This is a genomic window from Nakamurella panacisegetis, from assembly GCF_900104535.1.
Classification (GTDB): Bacteria; Actinomycetota; Actinomycetes; order Mycobacteriales; family Nakamurellaceae; genus Nakamurella; species Nakamurella panacisegetis.
Genome location: NZ_LT629710.1, coordinates 3258326 through 3277089 on the forward strand (window position 1 = coordinate 3258326; position 18764 = coordinate 3277089).

The following is an 18764-nucleotide window of genomic DNA, read 5'->3' on the forward strand; positions in this document are numbered from 1 at the left end:
CCGCCGCGGCGGACCGTCGCGTCGCAGACCCGCCGCGGCGGACCGTCGCGTCGCCACGACGTTTGCGGCCCCGTCGTGCGGATGCGACCGGGAGACGTGTGGAGCTTGTTGGATTGCTGGCCGGGAGCGTCAGACGTCGCGGAGAGGTGCTGGTCGGCCCAGGTGGAACCCTTGAGCGAAGTCGACTCCTTCGTCCTTCAAGAGCTTCAGGGTCTGTTCGTCTTCGACGCCTTCGGCGATCGTCTTGAGTCCGAATGCGCGAGCCAGGCTGATGATGGCCTTGACGACGTGAAGATTGTTGGGGTGGGTGACCAGGTCGCGGACGAAATCGATATCAATTTTGAGGTGGGTGATGGGCAGTCTTTTCAGGTAGGTGAAGCTGCCGAAGCCCGTTCCGAAGTCATCCAGGGCCAATCCGCACCCGAGTTCGGCGAGCCCACGGGCAAAGGCCTCGCCCACAACGATGTCGTGCATGAGTGCGGTCTCGGTGATCTCGAAGATGAGATTGGCCGGGTCCGCATGTGCTTCCCGTATCTGCTGTTCGATGAAGGGCAAGAGGTCCGAAGCGCCGATCGAGGAGGCGGAGAGATTTGCTTCGATCACCCGGTGCTCGGTTGCGGCAAGGCGGACAGCTTGGGTGACCACCCATCGATCGATCTCGCCGATCAGCCCGTACTTCTCCGCTACCGGCAGGAAGCTGCCCGGCAGGATGACTTCGTTGTCTCGCCCGATCATCCGCAGGAGTAGCTCCTCGCTCGGCCGGCCACCGGCCAGGGGCACGATCGGCTGGGAGTAGAGGACCAACCGGTTCTCATCGATCGCGTCACGGATGCGCCCCAGCCACATCAGCGCCTCGAGCTCGCGTTTGGCGGCCGACCGCTCATTCTTTTCTTCGGTGATGTCGCGGAAGACCACGACAACGCCCTGCAGAAGCGATCCGCTTCGAAGCGGTGCGGAGGAATAGGCAACGGGAAATATGGATCCATCCTTACGCGTAAAGGCGTCGTCCAGAATTCGGATGCTCCGGCCTTGAGTGCGGACTTGGAGCAGACAGCAGTCCTCGGCCGGGACCTTGGTGCCGTCAGCCCGTTGGAAATGGACCGCCGCGTGGATGGGTTTGCCGCGAAGCTCGTCTTCGGTCCAGCCGAGCATCGACGTCGCGGCCGGATTGAGGTAGGTCAGGAGGCCGTCAACATCAACGGCGAACAGGCCTTCCGCCATGTTGTCCATGACCACGGCCCGGAATTCCTCGGCTTCCTTCCGTTCGCTGATGTCGACCACGACGTTGCCGACTCCGATGGTCTCTCCGTCGACCCGCACCGGGTAGTAGCTGGCTAGCCAGTGCTGCATGCGGCGCGGTTCAGTGGCGCTACGCCTGCTCACATCCACGTTGCTGACCGTCTCGCCTCCAAGTGCGCGCCGATAGACGTCCTCGAGTTGCGGCCAGAGGTCGGGCACCAGCTCGGAGACCGTGAGGCCGAGGCAATCTTGGATGGACCGGCCGTCGATTCCGGCCAGCGTCTGATTGATTCGAGTGACCCGCAGATCGCGGTCGACCATCTTGAAACCGATCGGCGTCGCCGCGTCGATGCTCTGCAAGAGGGTGACCACCTGGGTGGCGTTCTGCTCGGCGTGACGCAGCGTGAGCTCCAGTTGCTTCTGTTCTTCGATGTCGGTTGCGGTACCGATCCACAGCCGGATCTCACCGTCAGCGTCGCGCAACGGGACGGCTCGGCAGGCGTGCCATCTGAATGCCCCGTCGAAGCGGCGAATCCGGTACTCCAGGGAATAGTCGGTGCCGGTCGTGGTTGCGTGGTGCCAGGCCTGGGCGGCCCTTTCGGCGTCCTCGGAATGGACGAGCGCGACCCAGTTCCACCTGTAAGTGACTTCCCTGGGGTGCCCGGTGTAGGCCGTGCCCTGCCGGTTGAAATAGGTGGTGGCGCCGTCGGGTGATGCGGTCCAGACGATATGAGGGATCGACTCGGCGATCATCTCTGCGTACTGCAGGTCCAGAACCGCGCCGTCGAACCGAACCATTGCGTCGTTGGACTCAACGGTCGCGGAGCGGAAGGAAGTCGTCATGACTCCACCGTGGGTACGCACCCCCGGGGTGTGTCAATAGGCCGGTGGGGTCCGTTCAACCGGGCTTTCGCTCTTGACGGTCCTGCCCCGGTTGGTAGAGCCGAGCGGCCGCCTGCCGGGAGATCTTCATGCGCTTGGCAACGTCCGTGAGCGACAGTCCGTCTTCGTCGACCAGGGTTCGCACCACACCGGCGCGCATCGTTGCGATGGCCCGTTCGTACTCACGGAAAGCGTCCGCTGCGCTCAGGCGAATTTCCCGGCCACCAGCCGCGACCAGCTGATCGACCACATCCGCCATCGAGCGACCGGCATTGTGTGCCGCGCATCCCTCCCGCAAGGCACCGACGGCCCTATCGATCGCCCGGCGGGCATCGTCACCGGCGTCTGCTACGCGCTGGACCGCGGCCTCGAAGCCATCCTCAGTGATCGCGCACTCGCCTCTGCATCCGGTGAGCATGGCACGGTCAGGCGCACCCTGCTGAGCTCGCGGCGACTGATGACGATTCGCTTCTTGGACTGGCAGCGGGTGCTCGGTGACCGGTGCCGAAGTGATGTGCGGCGACGATTACATCTGTGCGCAAGACCGGAGGTGATAAGGATCAGGGTCCTCGAGCGGAACGCACTGCTCGCGTACCAGATGCTGGTCGAGGCCCCGGCTATCCCGACACGACAAGCGCTGTCTCTGGCGACTGGCCGGACCCGCGGGGATCCGACGGTTTGGTGGCGGGCGGCAGCGGAGGTGAACTCCCGCTGCGGCACGATGAGACATGGGCCCGGTGATTCGGGTACCGAAAGTACGACCGGACAACCAGGCCGGTCGAGGAGAGAGAAGGAGTGGCTGATGCCATCACGCAAGGCACGTACCGAATGGAGCGGCGGACTGCAGGACGGGTCCGGCCGGGTCAGCCTGGTCAGTTCCGGCGTCGGGACCTACGACGTCTCGTTCCCGCGACGAGCGGCCGACGAAGCCGGGGGTGTCACCTCCCCTGAAGAGCTCATCGCCGCGGCCCATACGGCCTGCTACGCAATGCAGCTGTCGGCCGTGATCGGTGAGGCGGGCGGCACCGTCAAGAGCTTGATCGCCGACGCCGAGGTCGGCCTCGGTCCGGATCCGGCGGGCGGATTTCGTCTCACCGGCATCAAACTGACCGTTCGCGGCCAGGTCGACGGGCTGGACGCCGACGGATTCGCCACCGCGGCAGAGAACGCGAAGCAGAGCTGCCCGGTTTCCAAGGCCCTCACCGGCGTCACGATCACCCTGGACGCCGCCCTCGCGTGATCCTTGCCCCCGGCATGGATCAACTTCGCCGGTTTGGGACGGGAGTGACAGAAGTGGTCACTTTCATCCCTGCCTGCGAAGTTGATCCACGCCGAGCCGGGGCCCACGCCGGGCCCGGGTCCACGCCGAGCCCCGGCGAACGCCGGGCGCCGTGCGTCAGGCCAGGAGCGAGGCGGGGAAGATGTGGTCGATGCCGTGGGCGGTGCCGACGGGGGCGTTGGTCAGAACGCCGGCGTGGGTGGTCAGGCCCGGGACCAGCGCGGCGTCGGCCCGCAATGCCGCCTGCCAGCCGTGCGAGGCCAGCGCCGTGATGTACGGCAGGGTCGCGTTGGTCAGCGCGAAGGTCGAGCTGCGCGGGACCGCTCCGGGCATGTTGGCCACGCAGTAGAAGACCGACCCGTGCACGGTGAACGTCGGGTCGTCGTGGGTGGTGGCGTGGGTGTCCTCGAAGCAGCCGCCCTGGTCGACCGCGATGTCCACCAGCACCGAACCCTCACGCATCTGGGACACGAGTTCGTTCGTCACCAACTTGGGCGCCTTGGCCCCGGGGATCAGCACCGATCCGATCACCAGGTCGGCGTCGCGCACCGCCTCGGCGATGTTGTAGGCGTTGGACGCGATGGTCTTCACCCCACCGTGGAACTGGGTGTCCAGCCGCCGCAGGGTCGGCAGCGAGAGGTCGATGACGGTGACGTCGGCCCGCATGCCCTGGGCGATGGTGGCCGCGTGCATGCCGGCCACACCGCCGCCGAGCACCACCACCTTCCCGTTGGTCACGCCCGGCACGCCGCCCAGGAGAACCCCGCGGCCGCCTTCGTTGCGCATCAGGTGATAGCCGCCGACGAGCGGCGCCATTCGTCCGGCGATCTCGCTCATCGGGGCCAGCAGCGGGAGCGATCGGTCGGCCAGCTGCACGGTCTCGTAGGCCACGGACGTGGTGCCGGCGGCCAGCAGGCGATCGGTCAGCGGTCGGTCGGCGGCCAGGTGCAGGTAGGTGAACAGCAACTGGTCGGCGCGGAGGTGGCAGTACTCGGAGGCCACCGGCTCCTTGACCTTGACCACCATCTCGGCCGCCCAGGCGTCAGCGGCCGAGGTCACGATGGTCGCACCGGCCTCGGTGAACTCCTCGTCGCTGATCCGCGAGCCCTCGCCCGCGCCGGACTGCACCAGTACGCGGTGGCCGGCGCCGACCAGGTGATGGGCGCCGGCGGGCGTCAGGGCGACCCGGTATTCGCGGTTCTTGACCTCTGCGGGTACGCCGATGAGCATGTCTGGCCTCTCAGTGCCTGGTTCGGGAGGGGATCACGGACAATTCTGAACTTCTCGCCCTCAGGACGGAAGATCACTGACTGAAGATTCGGTAGATTGCTGTCATGAGCAGCATTCATTCAGGACGCGGCCGTTCGGGGGCGGGCCCGTCGCAGAATGTTCGGGGCGCCGCCGGACCGCCGATCCGCCCGTCCTCGCCGGCGGCGGCCGGGCCCCCGCTCGACGCCATCGACCGGGCCATTCTCGAGGTCCTCGCGGCTGACGCTCGCACGCCAAACAACGCCCTCGCGGCCGCCGTCGGGGTGGCCCCGTCCACCGCCTTGGCCCGGGTGAGGGCCCTGCGGGCCGGCGGGGCCATCCGCGGGTTCCACGCCGACATCGACCCGGCCGTGCTGGGCCGCCCGCTCCAGGCGATGATCGCGGTGCGGCTCCAGGCCGGCGCCCGCAGCCGGATGATGGCCTTCACCCAACGCATCCGGCAGCTCCCGGAGGTGCTGGACATCTACTTCCTGGCCGGGGCCGACGACTTCCTGCTCCACGTGGCGGCGGCCGACGCGGTCGGTCTGCGCGACTTCGTGGTCGATCAGCTGTCCGCGTATCCGGAGGTGGCCCTCACCGAGACCAACCTGATCTTCGAGCACGTGCGAGGTACCGGCCCGTCCTGAACGGTCGGCTCGGCCGGTCCTGGGTGCCGCTTGACGCGGACGGTTTCGGTGCACGACCCGGTCGCCGGAGTAGGCATCCACCATCCCCCTTTCCCGCGCCGATCCGGGCGTCAGCACAGCCGGCGCCAAGCGACCGTGACCTACCATTCGCCCATGCCGACCTCCGACGGACTCGCCCAGGCTGAGAAACTCATGCAGCACGGGGGAGTGCATCCGACCGCCATCGCGGTGTTCGCGCATTCCTACGAGGTGCTCGCCTCGGGCGACACCGGCCTCATCTCCGAGGACGACCTGGAGCCGATCGAATCCCTGCCCGCGCTGGCCGACCTGACGATCGACGAGGAAGCGGCGCGAACGGCGATGCGCCAGACCGCGGTGGTCAAGCTGAACGGGGGCCTGGGCACCTCCATGGGCATGGACCGGGCGAAGTCGCTGGTCGAGGTGCGACCCGGCCGCAGCTTCCTGGACATCATCGTGGCGCAGATCATGGCCCTGCGTGCCCAGTACGGGGTCGAGCTGCCGCTGTTGTTCATGGACAGCTTCCGTACCCAACGCGACACCCTCGCCGCCCTGGCGATCCATTCCGATCTGGCCATCGACGACCTCCCGCTGGACTTCCGACAGAACCAGGAACCCAAGCTGCGGTCCGACGATCTGACGCCGGTCAGCTGGCCGGCCGACCCGGAGCTGGAATGGTGCCCGCCCGGCCACGGTGACCTCTACACCGCGCTGGATACCTCGGGCGTGCTGGACCTGCTGCTGGACAAGGGCTTCCGCTACCTGTTCGTCTCCAATTCCGACAACCTGGGGGCCCGCCCGGACCCGCGGCTGGCCGCCTGGTTCGCGGCCTCCGGCGCTCCGATCGGCGGTGAGTACTGCCGGCGCACCGAGGCCGACCGCAAGGGCGGTCACCTGGCCCGGCGGGCCGGGACCGGCCGGCTGGTGCTCCGGGAGTCGGCCCAGACCCGGCCGGAGGACCAGGCCGCATTCGGCGACGTCAATCGTCATCGCTTCTTCAACAGCAACAACCTGTGGCTCGACCTGCGCGCGCTCCGGACCGCCCTGGACGCCAAGGGCGGGGTCCTCGGGCTCCCGATCATCCGCAACGTCAAGACGGTCGACCCGTCGGACCCGACGTCACCCGAGGTGATCCAGATCGAGACGGCCATGGGCGCGGCCATCGGCGTGTTCGACGGGGCCGCCGCGATCGAGGTCGACCGGACGCGCTTCCTGCCGGTGAAGAGCACCAGCGACCTGCTGGTGCTGCGGTCGGACGCCTACGAGTTGACCGACCGGGGAGAGGTGCGGCTGGTCGCGCCCCGCACCGAGGCCCCGCTGGTCGACCTGGACGAGCCGTACAGGTTGCTGCCCGACTTCGACGCGAGGTTCCCGCACGGGCCGCCATCGCTGATCGAGGCGACCAGGTTCACCGTCCGGGGCGACTGGACCTTCGGCCGGGAGGTGACCGTCCGTGGCGCGGTCGAGCTGTCCGCCGACGGGTCGCCCGGCTCGGTCCCGGACGGCGCCGTGCTGGCCGGCCGCGGATGACCGACCAGCCGCCGCTGATGTGGCGCACCGGGTCGAAAGTGGTCTATGCCAACGACTGGATGCAGGTCCGCGAGGACGAGTTCGAGCGGACCGACGGAAGCACGGGCATCTACGGGGTGGTGGACAAGCCGGACTTCGCGATCGTGGTGGCCGAACAGGACGGCATCTTCCACCTGGTCGAGCAGTTCCGATACCCGATCGGCCGACGTTCCTGGGAGTTCCCGATGGGCGGCTGGCCGCCGGGCAAGAGCGGATCGAGCCTGGAGCTGGCCCAGGCCGAACTACGCGAGGAGACCGGGTTCACCGCCGGCCGGTGGCAGGCCATCGCTCATCTGTACGAGGCGGCCGGGTTCTGTTCCCAGGGGTTCGACGTCTTCCACGCCACCGACCTGACCGCGGGGGATCACGCGCGGGAGGATTCCGAGATCGACATGGTGCAGGGCGCATTCACCGCGGCGCAGCTGCTCGCCATGATCCTCGACGGCACCATCATCGATTCGACCACCATCGCCGCCTACGGGATGTGGCAGATGCTGCGGACGGCCCCCTGACCCATCGCCTGACCCACCGCCCAGCCGCCGGGGGATGGCGGTCACCGTCGTGGCCGGTCGATCGGTACCGGCCGGGCGAATCTAGAATCATCGGGAGAGCTCTTCGTGGCCGCGCGGCCACGACGATCGGGAGGCCAGGTGGCGGGACAGCGGGACCGGGCCGCTCGGGTATCGCCGGTGTCGGACGGGGCGGGGCACAGCGTGGCCGATGCGTCGAATCGGATCTGGACCATCCCCAACCTGCTGTCGTTCCTGCGGCTGCTCGGGGTACCGCTGTTCCTGTGGCTCCTGCTGACCCACCCGCCGCACGACGGTTGGGCACTGGTGGTGCTCGCGGTCAGCGCCGTCACCGACTGGGCGGACGGCAAACTGGCCCGGTTACTCGGCCAGTACAGCAAACTCGGTGAGTTGCTCGACCCGGCCGCGGACCGCCTGTACATCTTCGCGACCCTGGTCGCCTTCGTGATCCGTGGCTTCATCCCGTGGTGGGTGGCCGCACTGATCATCGGCCGCGACCTGGTGCTCGCCGTCGGTCTGCGCGTCGTGCGACGCCACGGCTACCAGGCCCTACCCGTGCACTACCTGGGCAAGGCCGCGACATTCTGCCTGCTGTACGCCTTCCCGCTGCTGTTGCTGGCCCAGGGCGGATCGTGGATCGCCCGGATCGCACTGCCCTTCGGGATCGCCTTCACCATCTGGGGCATGCTGTTGTATCTGTGGGCCGGCGCGCTCTACGTGGGACAGGTGGTCTGGGTGGTTCGGTCGACGCCCATCGCCCCTCCCGGCCGAACGGTCGCCCGTGGCTGACCGGTCGGGCCCGGCCGACACCCGCGAGCCGACCACGTGGGTGGACGGCAAACGCGTGGTGGCCGAGGACGGCGGCCGTCCGGCGCCGTCCCTGCGCCACGCCCTGCCGTTGCTCGAGTCGCTGGTCAGCGATCACCTGGACCCGGGCTACCAAGCGGCCGCTGATCGACGCGCGGCCCGGCCGCCGAGCCCGGGCCGGAGCCGGCGACGGTCGGCCCTGGCCTACCTGTCCGGCGGCCTGGTGCTGGTCGGGCTGGTGCTCGGCATCGCCGCCGCGAGCACGCAGGATCAGGCCGCTGGCACCGACCAGGCCAGGGCTGGACTCCTCCGCGACATCGACGCGGCTCAGGCCAAGCAGTCGTTGTTGGGCGCCCAGGAAACCACCCTGGGCGCCCAGATCCGCGCCGCGCAGTCCTCCCTCGGAGCCGGTGGTCCGTTGCAGGCGGTGCGCAGCCTCGAGGTCGAGGGTGGTCAGAGCGCCGTCACCGGGCCCGGTCTGACCGTCGTCATCGACGGTTCGACGGCCAGTTCGGGCGCCGGGAACATCCTCGACAGCGACATCCAGCTCCTGGTCAACGGGCTGTGGTCCTCCGGAGCGGAGGCGGTGTCGGTTGGGGGCGTGCGGCTGGGCACCACCAGTTCCATCCGGCAGGCGGGCAGCGCGATCCTGGTCGACAACCGCCCGGTGTTCTGGCCGATCAGCATCGAGGCGATCGGGAACCCGGCGACCTTGCACGTCAAGTTCGTCGACACCGTCGGGTTCGGGCGATTCCAGACCTTCGTCTCGCTGTACGGCATCCGCTTCGACGTCTCGGCCCAGACCGCCCTGACGCTCCCGGCCGGTGGCGTCCCCGACCTGCGGTTCGCCTCGGCCGCGCCGACCAGCACCACGCCCGTGGTCACGTCCTCACACTGACCGAGCGCCGTCCGCCCGTAGAGTTCGCCACGCCCGCCACGCCCATCGGAGTGCACCTGGCCCGCACCATCGGGCCGGCGGGGCACATCGGATCGAAACGCCGAAGGAGGTTCGCGCCATGTACGCCGCCGTAGCCCTGGTGATCGGAGTGGCGATCGGGCTGTTCCTGCACCCGACCGTGCCCGACTGGATGGCCCCCTACCTGCCGATCGCGGTGATCGCCGCCCTCGACGCGGTGTTCGGTGCGGTCCGAGCCACTCTGGCCAAGATCTTCGACGCCAAGGTGTTCGTCATCTCGTTCGTCGCCAACGTGCTGGTGGCCGCCTTCATCGTGTTCCTGGGCGATCAACTCGGCGTCGGCTCGCAGCTGTCGACGGCGGTGGTGGTGGTGCTCGGTATCCGCATCTTCGGCAACGCCGCGGCGATCCGCCGGCACATCTTCAAGGCATGACCGAGACCGATGGTCCGGCGGCCCCGGAGACCCCGGCGTCCGGTCGGCACGAGCAGGCCCGGCCCGATCCGCACCGCCACCGGCGGCTGGCCCGGGTGCTGGTCGCCGTCCTGTGCGCTGCGCTGGGCTTCGCCGTCGTCGTCCAGGTCCGGCGCACCGCAGCCGGCGACACCCTGGTCTCGGCTCGGCCCGACGACCTGGTGCAGATCCTGGACGGCCTGCAGCGCCGCGAAGACGACCTGAACAAGGAGATCGCCGACCTGCAGGCGACCCTGACCCGGTTGCGCAGCAGCGGCGCCTCATCGGCCGAGGCGTTGGCCGAGGCCGATCGGCAGGCGCAGGCGCTGGGCATCCTGACCGGCACCGTCGCCGCCGCCGGCCCCGGGGTGCGCATCACCATGAACGATCCGGAGCATCAAATCCCGCCCGAGTTGCTGCTGGACGCCGTCGAAGAGCTGCGCAACGCGGGGGCCGAGGCGTACCAGGTCGGTCCGGTGCGGATCGGTGTGGATTCGTCGTTCGGCGGTTCGGCGGGTGCGGTCACCCTCGACGGCACAAAACTGACCGCCCCGTACACCCTGCTGGCCATCGGTGATCCGCCCACGCTGGCCGCGGCGCTGGCCATTCCCGGCGGTGTCCTGGACACCGTGCGCCGGGCCGGCGGGACCATGACGACCAGCCAGGCCCCGCAGATCACGATCAGCGCCTTGCGACCCGCCCGTACGCCCCTTTACGCTCGGGCCGCCGGAGGCTGAGGTATCGCTCCGCTGCGCCGGGCGCAACCCGTCGCTCCGCTCGCCCCAGTACCCAACGAGAGGCCATGACGCCAGTGATCCCGCAGGACTTGCACTACAGCTCGGACCATGAGTGGATCCGGAGCTCCGGAGAGGACACCGTCCGCATCGGCATCACCGATTACGCGCAGAACTCTTTGGGCGACATCGTCTTCGTGCAGATGCCCGAGGCCGGGACGACGGTCAGCCCCGGGGATTCGGTCGGGGAGGTGGAATCCACCAAGTCGGTGTCCGACATCTTCGCGCCGGTCTCCGGAACCGTCATCGCCCGCAACGACGCGCTCGACTCGACGCCCGAACTGGTCAACGCCGATCCGTACGGCGACGGCTGGATGATCGAGGTTCAGCTGTCCGATCCGGGTGAGATCTCCGAGTTGCTCGACGCATCGGCCTACGCCGACCTGATCGGCGAGGTCTGACGGACCACCTGCGGGTAGGCCGTGATGTCGCGGCACGGTACGGTCGTGGTCAACTGGACATCGTGAGGCGGGGCACATCACCAACCGTTGCGGTGGAACAGCATCAACAAGCTTGCTGACGAAGGAGTGCCGAGTGACAAGCAGTGAGTCAGGTTTTCCCAGGCCTGCAGAACCCGCCGCTGACTCGACGACGATCTTCTCCACGGGGTTGTTCGGCGGCGAGGCCGAGGTCAACGAAGAAGGTCTTGGCGGTCTCGAGGCGCTCTCGGCCGGATCGGCTCTGCTGGTTGTCAAGCGCGGCCCCAACGCCGGCTCCCGCTTCCAGCTGGACAAGGACGTGGTCAGCGCCGGGCGTCATCCGCAGAGCGACATCTTCCTGGACGACGTGACCGTGTCGCGTCGTCACGCGGAGTTCCGCCGCACCAGCCGTGGCTACGAGGTCTCCGACGTCGGCTCGCTCAACGGCACCTACGTGAACCGTGAACCGATCGAGTCCTCCACGCTCTCCAACGGCGACGAGGTGCAGATCGGCAAGTTCCGGTTGGTCTTCCTGACCGGGAACCAGCCGGTGGGCGAAGCCGGGTCATGACGGCTGCCGGCCAACCCTGGACCGGCGTCGCCAGCATCGGTTCCGTGCTCGGTCGGCTGAAGGCCGAGTTTCCGGATGTGTCGATCTCCAAGATCCGGTTCCTGGAATCGGAAGGCCTGGTCACTCCGCACCGGACGCCGTCGGGCTACCGCCAGTTCTCGGCGGCCGATGTCGAACGGCTCCGTTACGTGCTGGCCGCCCAGCGGGATCACTACCTGCCGCTGAAGGTGATCAAGGAACATCTCGACGCGATCGACCGCGGGCTCGAGCCCGCCACCCCGAGCCCGCGGCTGCCCCGAGCGCTGGTCTCCACCCCCGGGCCGAGCGCGAACGATTTCGCGCCGGCGGCCGAGGTGCGGATGACCAGGGCCGAGTTGCTGGCCGAGTCGGGTCTGGAACCGGCCGATCTCACCGAGCTCGAGCAGTTCGGGCTGCTGTCCGCCGGCACGGGCGGCTACTTCGATGCCGACGCCGCCCTGATCGCGACCACCGTGGGCGAGTTGCTGGCGGCCGGTCTGGAGCCTCGCCACCTGCGGCCGTTCCGGACCGCGGCCGAGCGTGAGTCGGCTCTGGTGGCGCAGCTGGTGTCGGCCCAGGCCCGGCAGAAGGACCCGGACGCGCGCGAGCGAGCGGGCGCCGCCGCGGCGTCGGTCGCGGCCACCGTGCTGCGGCTGCACGCTCTGCTGGTGAAGGCCGGCCTGCGCCGTGAACTGGGAATCTGACTTCCTCGGTCAGGTACATCTGCCCGGCCCAGCGGTGTCCGTGTAGCGTTCAAGCTGAAGGTTTTCCAGCGCTGTCGGGCGCTGGCCGAGGAACGCTCGGCGAATGGGCAATAGGAAGGCACACCGAGATGATCGAGATGCGCATCGTCGGCGTCCACGTCGAGATGCCGAATTCGCAGCCGATTCTGATGCTGACCGAAGTGGGCGGTCCCCGGTCCCTGCCCATCATGATCGGGAGCGTGGAGGCGACCGCGATCGCGATGCACCTGCAGGGTGTGCGGCCGGCCCGTCCGTTGACCCATGATCTGCTCGGCAACGTGATCACCGCCCTCGGCCGCAAGGTGGAGCAGGTGCGCGTGGTCGATTTCCGTGAAGGCACCTACTTCGGTGAACTGGCCTTCGACGACGGGACCACCGTCTCGGCCCGCCCGTCCGACGCGGTGGCTCTGGCCGTTCGGGCCGGCATACCGGTGTTCGTCGACGACGCGGTGCTGGCCGAGGCCGGGATCGTCATCCCCGAGGAGTCGGAGGACGACGTGGACGAAGCATTGCTGGCCGACGAGGCCGAACCCGAGAACGCGGAGGACGAGGTCGAGCGGTTCCGGGAGTTCCTCGACTCGGTCTCCCCGGAGGATTTCGACAAGTCCTGAGTCGGCCGTTGCTCTAACCCTGAAGTTAAGGTTGAGGACACGCCGGGACGAACGTTGACCATCGTGTCCCTCGGGCCTACGGTCAGGACAAGTCACGCGCATGTGATTCGGGCCCGCCAGATGCGGCCCGGAACGGACGGGTCCAGGTCAAGCTGGGTGCCGGCAGGCGCGGTGCGGTGTCATCACCTAGATTTCAGGGTCGACAAGACCAGTAAGGGCGGCGTTATGCGCGAGAGCGAACAAGGCGCGCTCTTCCCCGACGAGTCGGTCCCCGACGAGTACGTCGGCTATCGGGGCACCACGGCGTGCCAGGCCGCCGGGATCACCTATCGGCAGCTCGACTACTGGGCCCGGACCGGCCTGGTCGTGCCGACCGTGCGCGACGCCATCGGCTCGGGCACGCAGCGCCTCTACTCGTTCACCGACATCCTGGTGCTCAAGGTGGTCAAGCGACTCCTGGACACCGGGGTCTCGCTGCAGAACATCCGGGTCGCGGTGGAGCACCTGCGGAATCGCGGCATCGAGGATCTGGCCGGGATCACCCTGTTCTCCGATGGTGCCACCGTCTACGAGTGCACGTCGCCCGAAGAGATCGTCGACCTGCTCCAGGGTGGCCAGGGCGTCTTCGGCATCGCCGTCGGGGGCGCCATGCGTGACGTCACCGGCACCCTGGCCGAGTTCCCGGCCGAGCGGGTCGACGGCGATCGGGTGGTACCGGTCGCGCACGACGAGCTCTCCCGCCGGCGTCGGGCCCGCACCGCCGGCTGACCTGGTCGCCGTCCCCCTCGTTGTTCTTCCCCACCCCCCGGTGCCATCGGCGCCGGGGGGTTTCTTGTCGTGACCAGATTGTCGGGTGATGGTGAGGAAGCCTAATGAGGCTGCCTAGTAATGAGGTAGACTAACGACGTGACCACGATCGAACAGCCGGAGACCGGAGTGCCCCCGGAAATCTCGATGGATGCGATCTCCGCGTTGCGCGGGGCGATCCTGATCCTGTCCCGACGCCTGCGTCACCAGCAGGCGGGTGACGAGCTGTCTCCGTCCGAATCCGCCGTGTTGGCCCGGATCGGCCGGTCCGGTCCGATGACGCCGGGCCAGCTGGCCCGCTGCGAACACGTCCAACCCCCTTCCATGACCAGGATCATCGAGCGGCTGGAGACCCGCGGGTACCTGCGTCGCGAGCCGGACCCGGCCGATCGCCGCCAGATCCTGGTCTCGCGGACGCCGGCCGGCGACGAGTTCGCCGCCCAGTCCCGCGCGGTCCGCACCGCCTGGCTCAGTCGTCAGGTCGGCAAGCTCGACCTCGACCAGCAGCGCGCCCTGGCCGCCGCCGCCTCCGCCCTGACCGCTCTGGCGGACCAGGAATGAGCGACCGGGCGGACAGCACCAACACATCGGTCGCAACTCCGGTGAGGGTCGCGACGTTCGCCGCCCTGCGTGTCCGGAACTACCGGCTCTTCTTCTCCGGTCAGGTCGTCTCCAACACCGGGACCTGGATGCAACGCATCGCCCAGGACTGGCTGGTGCTGCAGATCACCGACTCGCCGCTCGCGGTCGGCGTCACCACCGCGCTGCAGTTCCTTCCGATGCTGCTGCTCGGGCTGTGGGGCGGACTGATCGCGGACCGCTACCCGAAGCGCCGGCTGCTGCTGATCACCCAGACCAGCATGGGGCTACTCGCCGCCGTGCTGGCCATCCTGACGCTGACCGGCCACGTCCACGTCTGGCACGTCTACCTGATCGCGCTCGGCCTCGGGCTGGCCACCGTCGTCGACAACCCGGCCCGCCAGACGTTCGTCAACGAGATGGTGCCGCACGACCTGGTCCGCAACGCGGTCAGCCTGAACTCCGGCAACTTCCAGCTGGCCCGGATGCTGGGCCCGGCCGTCGCCGGTGTGGTGATCAGCCTGGTCGGGTCCGGCTGGGCCTTCGCGATCAACGCCGTCACCTACCTGGCCGTCCTGGCCGGGTTGATGCTGATGCGCACCTCGGAGCTGCAGAAGATGCCCCGCCCGAAGCGTGGTCCGGGCCAGATCCGGGAGGGCCTGCGCTACGTCCGCCACCAGCCCCAGCTGCTGTGGACCATCGTGCTGGTCTTCTTCGTCGGCACGTTCGGCTACAACTTCGCCATCATCCTGTCGGCCTACACCAAGGACATCTTCCGGTCCGGTGCCGATCTCTACGGCCTGCTCAACACGGCCATGGCGGCCGGTTCGGTGGTCGGCGCCCTGCTGGCCGCGCGCCGGACAACGGGGCGGATGAGCCTGCTGTTCTTCATGTCCGGTGCATTCAGCCTGATGCTGGTGGTGCTGGGCGTCACGCCCTGGTTGTGGATCTTCGTCGGCCTCCTGGTGCTCACCGGCCTGTTCTCGGTCAGCTTCAACACGCTGGCCAACTCCACCGTGCAGCTGCGCACCGATCCGGCCCTCCGAGGCCGGGTGATGAGTCTGTACATGCTGGTGTTCATGGGTGGGACACCCCTCGGTTCGTTGATCGTCGGGTGGATCACCGAACGGTGGGGTGCTCCGCTGGCCCTGGTGTTGTCCGGAGCGATCTGCATACTCGCGTCTGTGGGATGCGCGGTGATCGCGGCCCGAAGCACCGGCGTCAGCCTCAAGGTCGACCTGCACAAGGGTGCCGATCATCACGTCACCCTCGTCTCCGGCGCGGCCTGAGGCCATCTTCGCGCGGTGCGCTCGCTGGTAGCGTGGAGGCGTCGACGACCCCCCGCGGGAGAGTCCGGACCAGCACCGACCCGGACGCCGAAGGAGCAAATCTCCCCGCCAAACTCTCAGGCCGCACGAACCGCGAGGGAAAGACACCTCTGGAAAGAGGGACGCCGGTTCGGTGTCCCCGCCGAAGGGGCAAGCTCGCGGTGACGCGCAGTGGAAGCTCTCAGGTACCGATGACAGAGGGGGAGAGCAGCGGTCGCCTACGCTCGTCACGGGCCATGGCACCGGCGCTTGTCCCCGTAGTCCCGTCAACGGCACGCTCGGCTCCGCCGGCGCAGAAACAGGTCATCCATGAGCCCGATCGATCATTCCCGCCCGGCGCACTCCAACTTCGCTGATCCCTCGCCGTTGGACCCGGAGAATTTCGCCGATCGCCACATCGGGATCGACGTGCCCGGCCTGGCCGCGATCCTGCACGCCCTCGACCAGCCCAGTCTGGACGCGCTGGAACACGCCGTGGTGCCCAAGGCCATCCGGTTCGGCCGCGCCCTCGACCTCCCGGCTCCGGCCACCGAGACCCAGACGCTGGCCGAGCTGCGGGGGTTCGCGGCCCGGAACAACCCGCTGGTCCAGATGATCGGCATGGGCTACCACGACACCATCACCCCGGGGGTGATCAAGCGGAACGTGCTGGAGAACCCGGCCTGGTACACGGCCTACACGCCCTATCAGCCGGAGATCTCCCAGGGCCGGCTCGAGGCGTTGCTCAACTTCCAGACGGCCGTCTCCGACCTCACTGGTCTGGACATCGCCAACGCCTCCATGCTCGACGAGGCGACCGCGGCGGCCGAGGCCATGACGCTGATGCGGCGGACGGCCAAGTCCAAGTCCAACCGGTTCGTCGTCGACGCCGACACGCTGCCCCAGACGATCGCCGTCATCCGGACCCGGGCCGAACCGCTGGGCATCGAGGTGCTGGTGACGGATCTGTACGGCGCCGACGCCGGACTGCCGATCGGTGACTTCTTCGGCCTGCTCCTGTCCTACCCGGGGTCCTCGGGCGCCGTCCGCGACCAGGAGTCGCTGATCGCCGAGGCGCACAGCCGCGAGGCCAAGGTGACGGTCGCGGCCGACCTGCTGGCCCTGACCCTGCTGCGCGCACCGGGAGAGATCGGGGCCGACGTCGCGGTCGGTTCGACCCAGCGATTCGGTGTCCCGCTCGGTTTCGGCGGGCCGCACGCCGGATACATGGCCGTCCGCACCGATGTGCAGCGCCAGCTTCCCGGCCGGTTGGTCGGCGTCTCCCACGACGCCGCCGGGAACCCCGCCTACCGGTTGGCCCTGCAGACCCGGGAGCAGCACATCCGCCGGGAGAAGGCCACGTCCAACATCTGCACCGCCCAGGTGCTGCTGGCCGTGATGGCCTCGATGTACACCGTGTACCACGGTCCCGAGGGGCTGCGCCGGATCGCGCAGAAGATCCACACCCAGGCCCGGACGCTGGCCAAGGCGCTGGTCGACGGCGGGATCACGGTCGAGCACGCCGTCTTCTTCGACACCGTCCGGGCGCTGGTGCCCGGCCGCGCGGCGCGGGTCGTGGCGGCCGCTCGGGAGGCCGGCATCAACCTCTGGGCCGACGGCGACGACGCCGTCCAGGTGAGCGTCTCGGAGAAGACCAGCGCCGCACACCTGGATGCCGTCGCCGCCGCCTTCGGTGTGCGGCACGATCCGTCGCCGGTGGTCGTCGGCATCAGTGCGCCGCTGGCCCGGACCACGCCGTTCCTGCTGCACCCGGTGTTCCACGAGCACCGTAGCGAAACCGCGATGCTGCGCTACCTGCGGCGGCTCTCGGACATGGACCTGGCGCTGGATCGCAGCATGATCCCGCTCGGTTCCTGCACGATGAAGCTCAACGCCACGACCGAGATGGAGGCGGTGACCTGGCCGGAATTCGCCGGGCTGCACCCGTTCGCGCCGGTGGAGGACGCGGCCGGGCTGTTGGAGCTGATCGATCAGCTGGAGCGCTGGCTGGTCGAGATCACCGGTTACGCCGCGATCTCCTTGCAGCCCAACGCCGGTTCGCAGGGCGAGCTGGCCGGACTGCTGGCGATCCGGGCCTACCACCGCTCCCGCGGTGACGACCACCGCACCGTGTGCCTGATCCCGGCGTCCGCCCACGGCACCAACGCCGCGTCGGCCGTCATGGCTGGCATGAAGGTGGTGGTGGTCGGCACCGACACCGGCGGCAACATCGACATGGCCGACCTGTCGGCGAAGGTGGAGCTGCACGGGAAGGACCTGGCCGCGATCATGGTCACCTACCCGTCGACCCACGGCGTCTTCGAGGACACGATCACCGAGCTGGCGGCTCTGGTGCATGCGGCCGGCGGCCAGGTCTACGTGGACGGAGCCAACCTCAACGCCCTGGTCGGACTGGCCCGCCCCGGCGAGTTCGGCGGCGACGTCTCACACCTGAACCTGCACAAGACGTTCTGTATCCCCCACGGTGGCGGCGGCCCCGGGGTCGGTCCGGTCGCGGTGGCCGCGCACCTGGCGCCGTTCCTGCCGTCCCACTCGCTGGGTCTGGACGGCCCGGGCACCTTCGGGTCCGTCGGTGCCATCTCGGCCGCGCCCTGGGGGTCGGCGTCGATCCTGCCGATCTCGTGGGCCTACATCCGGATGATGGGCGCGACGGGGCTGCGGCGGGCCACCCTGACCGCGATCGCCTCGGCGAACTACATCGCCCGTCGGCTGGACGAGCACTTCCCGGTCCTGTACACCGACGCCGGCGGGTTCGTCGCCCACGAGTGCATCCTGGACCTTCGGCCGATGACCGCGGCGACCGGTGTCACGGTTGACGACGTGGCGAAGCGCCTGGCGGACTACGGGTTTCACGCGCCGACGATGTCGTTCCCGGTGGCCGGCACGCTGATGGTGGAGCCGACCGAGAGCGAGGACCTGGCCGAGATCAACCGGTTCTGCGAAGCGATGATCGCCATCAAGGGCGAGATCGACCAGGTCGGGGCGGGCGTCTGGCCGGTCACCGACAATCCGCTCCGTGGTGCCCCGCACACCGCCGAGTCCCTGGTGGGGGAGTGGACCCACCCGTACTCCCGCGCCGAGGCGGTCTTCCCGCCCGGGGTGGTCGCCGCGCGTAAGTACTTCCCGGCCGTGGCCCGGATCGACGGTGCGTTCGGTGACCGGAACTTGGTCTGCTCCTGCCCGCCGGTGGAGGCGTACGCGTAGTAAGGCCGTCCGCGGCCGCACGGAGCAGTAGCGCCGACCAAAACACAGGAGGCGTACGCGTAGTAAGGCCGCCCGCGGCCGCACGGAGCAGTGGCGCCGACCAA

General features: G+C 68.7%; 18 protein-coding genes and 2 riboswitches. Of the genes, 16 read left to right on the forward strand and 2 right to left on the reverse strand.

All coding sequences use genetic code 11. The features are described from left to right. Window positions 1-129: 129 nt before the first annotated feature. Entirely contained in the window at window positions 130-2082 is a 1953-nt protein-coding gene (locus tag BLS97_RS14590; protein ID WP_090477031.1) for a sensor domain-containing phosphodiesterase, read from the reverse strand. Window positions 2083-2923: 841 nt separating this feature from the next. Between BLS97_RS14590 and BLS97_RS24515 the strand changes: the two genes are divergently transcribed. Beyond that, window positions 2924-3361, forward strand: a complete 438-nt coding sequence (locus BLS97_RS24515; protein WP_090477034.1) for an OsmC family peroxiredoxin — start codon at window positions 2924-2926, stop codon at window positions 3359-3361. Between the two features lie 156 nt (window positions 3362-3517). Here BLS97_RS24515 and ald read toward each other — a convergent pair whose 3' ends face one another. Further along, window positions 3518-4630: an alanine dehydrogenase gene (gene ald / locus BLS97_RS14605; RefSeq protein WP_090477036.1), complete on the reverse strand. Its 1113-nt coding sequence runs from the start codon at window positions 4628-4630 to the stop codon at window positions 3518-3520. A gap of 104 nt (window positions 4631-4734) precedes the next feature. Here ald and BLS97_RS14610 point away from each other — a divergent pair, with 104 nt between their 5' ends. The 15 genes from BLS97_RS14610 to gcvP all read left to right on the forward strand — a co-directional run bounded on the left by BLS97_RS14610 (window position 4735) and on the right by gcvP (window position 18660). Then, a complete protein-coding gene (locus BLS97_RS14610) occupies window positions 4735-5295 on the forward strand; it encodes an Lrp/AsnC family transcriptional regulator (RefSeq protein WP_090477038.1) in 561 nt (186 codons plus the stop codon). A 153-nt stretch (window positions 5296-5448) separates the two neighbouring features. Beyond that, window positions 5449-6843 (forward strand): UTP--glucose-1-phosphate uridylyltransferase, encoded by a 1395-nt coding sequence (locus BLS97_RS14615; RefSeq protein WP_090482262.1) that lies wholly within the window; start codon window positions 5449-5451, stop codon window positions 6841-6843. After that, window positions 6840-7394: an NUDIX domain-containing protein gene (locus tag BLS97_RS14620; RefSeq protein WP_197676188.1), complete on the forward strand. Its 555-nt coding sequence runs from the start codon at window positions 6840-6842 to the stop codon at window positions 7392-7394. The genes BLS97_RS14615 and BLS97_RS14620 overlap by 4 nt, the downstream gene beginning before the upstream one ends. Window positions 7395-7571: 177 nt before the next feature. Next, window positions 7572-8201, forward strand: coding sequence for a CDP-alcohol phosphatidyltransferase family protein (locus tag BLS97_RS14625; protein WP_090482268.1), 630 nt, complete (start codon window positions 7572-7574; stop codon window positions 8199-8201). Next, the gene (locus BLS97_RS14630) at window positions 8194-9117 is read left to right on the forward strand and encodes a DUF881 domain-containing protein (RefSeq protein ID WP_157695438.1); all 924 of its coding nucleotides are present in this window, start codon (window positions 8194-8196) and stop codon (window positions 9115-9117) included. The genes BLS97_RS14625 and BLS97_RS14630 overlap by 8 nt, the downstream gene beginning before the upstream one ends. 118 nt (window positions 9118-9235) lie before the next feature. After that, window positions 9236-9568, forward strand: a complete 333-nt coding sequence (locus tag BLS97_RS14635; RefSeq protein ID WP_090477042.1) for a small basic family protein — start codon at window positions 9236-9238, stop codon at window positions 9566-9568. Next, window positions 9565-10323: a DUF881 domain-containing protein gene (locus BLS97_RS14640; RefSeq protein WP_090477044.1), complete on the forward strand. Its 759-nt coding sequence runs from the start codon at window positions 9565-9567 to the stop codon at window positions 10321-10323. Before BLS97_RS14635 ends, BLS97_RS14640 begins: the two co-directional genes overlap by 4 nt. 65 nt (window positions 10324-10388) lie before the next feature. After that, on the forward strand, window positions 10389-10781 hold the full coding sequence (gcvH, locus tag BLS97_RS14645) for a glycine cleavage system protein GcvH (protein WP_090477046.1): 393 nt from the start codon (window positions 10389-10391) through the stop codon (window positions 10779-10781). A 133-nt stretch (window positions 10782-10914) separates the two neighbouring features. Beyond that, window positions 10915-11370, forward strand: coding sequence for an oxoglutarate dehydrogenase inhibitor Odhl (odhI, locus tag BLS97_RS14650; RefSeq protein ID WP_269457445.1), 456 nt, complete (start codon window positions 10915-10917; stop codon window positions 11368-11370). Continuing rightward, complete coding sequence (ftsR, locus tag BLS97_RS14655) at window positions 11367-12092, forward strand: transcriptional regulator FtsR (protein ID WP_090477051.1); 726 nt, start codon at window positions 11367-11369, stop codon at window positions 12090-12092. Before odhI ends, ftsR begins: the two co-directional genes overlap by 4 nt. Window positions 12093-12220: 128 nt before the next feature. Beyond that, window positions 12221-12742: a bifunctional nuclease family protein gene (locus BLS97_RS14660; protein ID WP_090477054.1), complete on the forward strand. Its 522-nt coding sequence runs from the start codon at window positions 12221-12223 to the stop codon at window positions 12740-12742. A gap of 225 nt (window positions 12743-12967) precedes the next feature. Further along, window positions 12968-13510, forward strand: a complete 543-nt coding sequence (locus BLS97_RS14665) for a MerR family transcriptional regulator (protein WP_090477056.1) — start codon at window positions 12968-12970, stop codon at window positions 13508-13510. 138 nt (window positions 13511-13648) lie between these two features. Beyond that, window positions 13649-14110, forward strand: coding sequence for a MarR family winged helix-turn-helix transcriptional regulator (locus tag BLS97_RS14670; protein ID WP_231988115.1), 462 nt, complete (start codon window positions 13649-13651; stop codon window positions 14108-14110). Beyond that, window positions 14107-15417, forward strand: a complete 1311-nt coding sequence (locus BLS97_RS14675; protein WP_090477058.1) for an MFS transporter — start codon at window positions 14107-14109, stop codon at window positions 15415-15417. The genes BLS97_RS14670 and BLS97_RS14675 overlap by 4 nt, the downstream gene beginning before the upstream one ends. A gap of 45 nt (window positions 15418-15462) precedes the next feature. Beyond that, window positions 15463-15560, forward strand: a riboswitch (glycine riboswitch). Next, a riboswitch (glycine riboswitch) is annotated at window positions 15561-15664 on the forward strand. Window positions 15665-15765: 101 nt separating this feature from the next. After that, window positions 15766-18660 carry an aminomethyl-transferring glycine dehydrogenase gene (gcvP, locus tag BLS97_RS14680; protein ID WP_090477060.1) on the forward strand — a complete coding sequence of 965 codons (2895 nt, stop codon included), beginning with the start codon at window positions 15766-15768 and terminating at the stop codon, window positions 18658-18660. The last annotated feature ends 104 nt before the right edge of the window (window positions 18661-18764 follow it).

Bases quoted from the DNA above. Each gene is read 5' to 3' on its own strand.
- BLS97_RS14590 (WP_090477031.1), bottom strand. From the start codon at position 2,082: ATGACGACTTCCTTCCGCTCCGCGACCGTTGAGTCCAACGACGCAATG.
- BLS97_RS24515 (WP_090477034.1), top strand. From the start codon at position 2,924: ATGCCATCACGCAAGGCACGTACCGAATGGAGCGGCGGACTGCAGGAC.
- ald (WP_090477036.1), bottom strand. From the start codon at position 4,630: ATGCTCATCGGCGTACCCGCAGAGGTCAAGAACCGCGAATACCGGGTC.
- BLS97_RS14610 (WP_090477038.1), top strand. From the start codon at position 4,735: ATGAGCAGCATTCATTCAGGACGCGGCCGTTCGGGGGCGGGCCCGTCG.
- BLS97_RS14615 (WP_090482262.1), top strand. From the start codon at position 5,449: ATGCCGACCTCCGACGGACTCGCCCAGGCTGAGAAACTCATGCAGCAC.
- BLS97_RS14620 (WP_197676188.1), top strand. From the start codon at position 6,840: ATGACCGACCAGCCGCCGCTGATGTGGCGCACCGGGTCGAAAGTGGTC.
- BLS97_RS14635 (WP_090477042.1), top strand. From the start codon at position 9,236: ATGTACGCCGCCGTAGCCCTGGTGATCGGAGTGGCGATCGGGCTGTTC.
- BLS97_RS14640 (WP_090477044.1), top strand. From the start codon at position 9,565: ATGACCGAGACCGATGGTCCGGCGGCCCCGGAGACCCCGGCGTCCGGT.
- gcvH (WP_090477046.1), top strand. From the start codon at position 10,389: ATGACGCCAGTGATCCCGCAGGACTTGCACTACAGCTCGGACCATGAG.
- ftsR (WP_090477051.1), top strand. From the start codon at position 11,367: ATGACGGCTGCCGGCCAACCCTGGACCGGCGTCGCCAGCATCGGTTCC.
- BLS97_RS14660 (WP_090477054.1), top strand. From the start codon at position 12,221: ATGATCGAGATGCGCATCGTCGGCGTCCACGTCGAGATGCCGAATTCG.
- BLS97_RS14665 (WP_090477056.1), top strand. From the start codon at position 12,968: ATGCGCGAGAGCGAACAAGGCGCGCTCTTCCCCGACGAGTCGGTCCCC.
- BLS97_RS14675 (WP_090477058.1), top strand. From the start codon at position 14,107: ATGAGCGACCGGGCGGACAGCACCAACACATCGGTCGCAACTCCGGTG.
- gcvP (WP_090477060.1), top strand. From the start codon at position 15,766: ATGAGCCCGATCGATCATTCCCGCCCGGCGCACTCCAACTTCGCTGAT.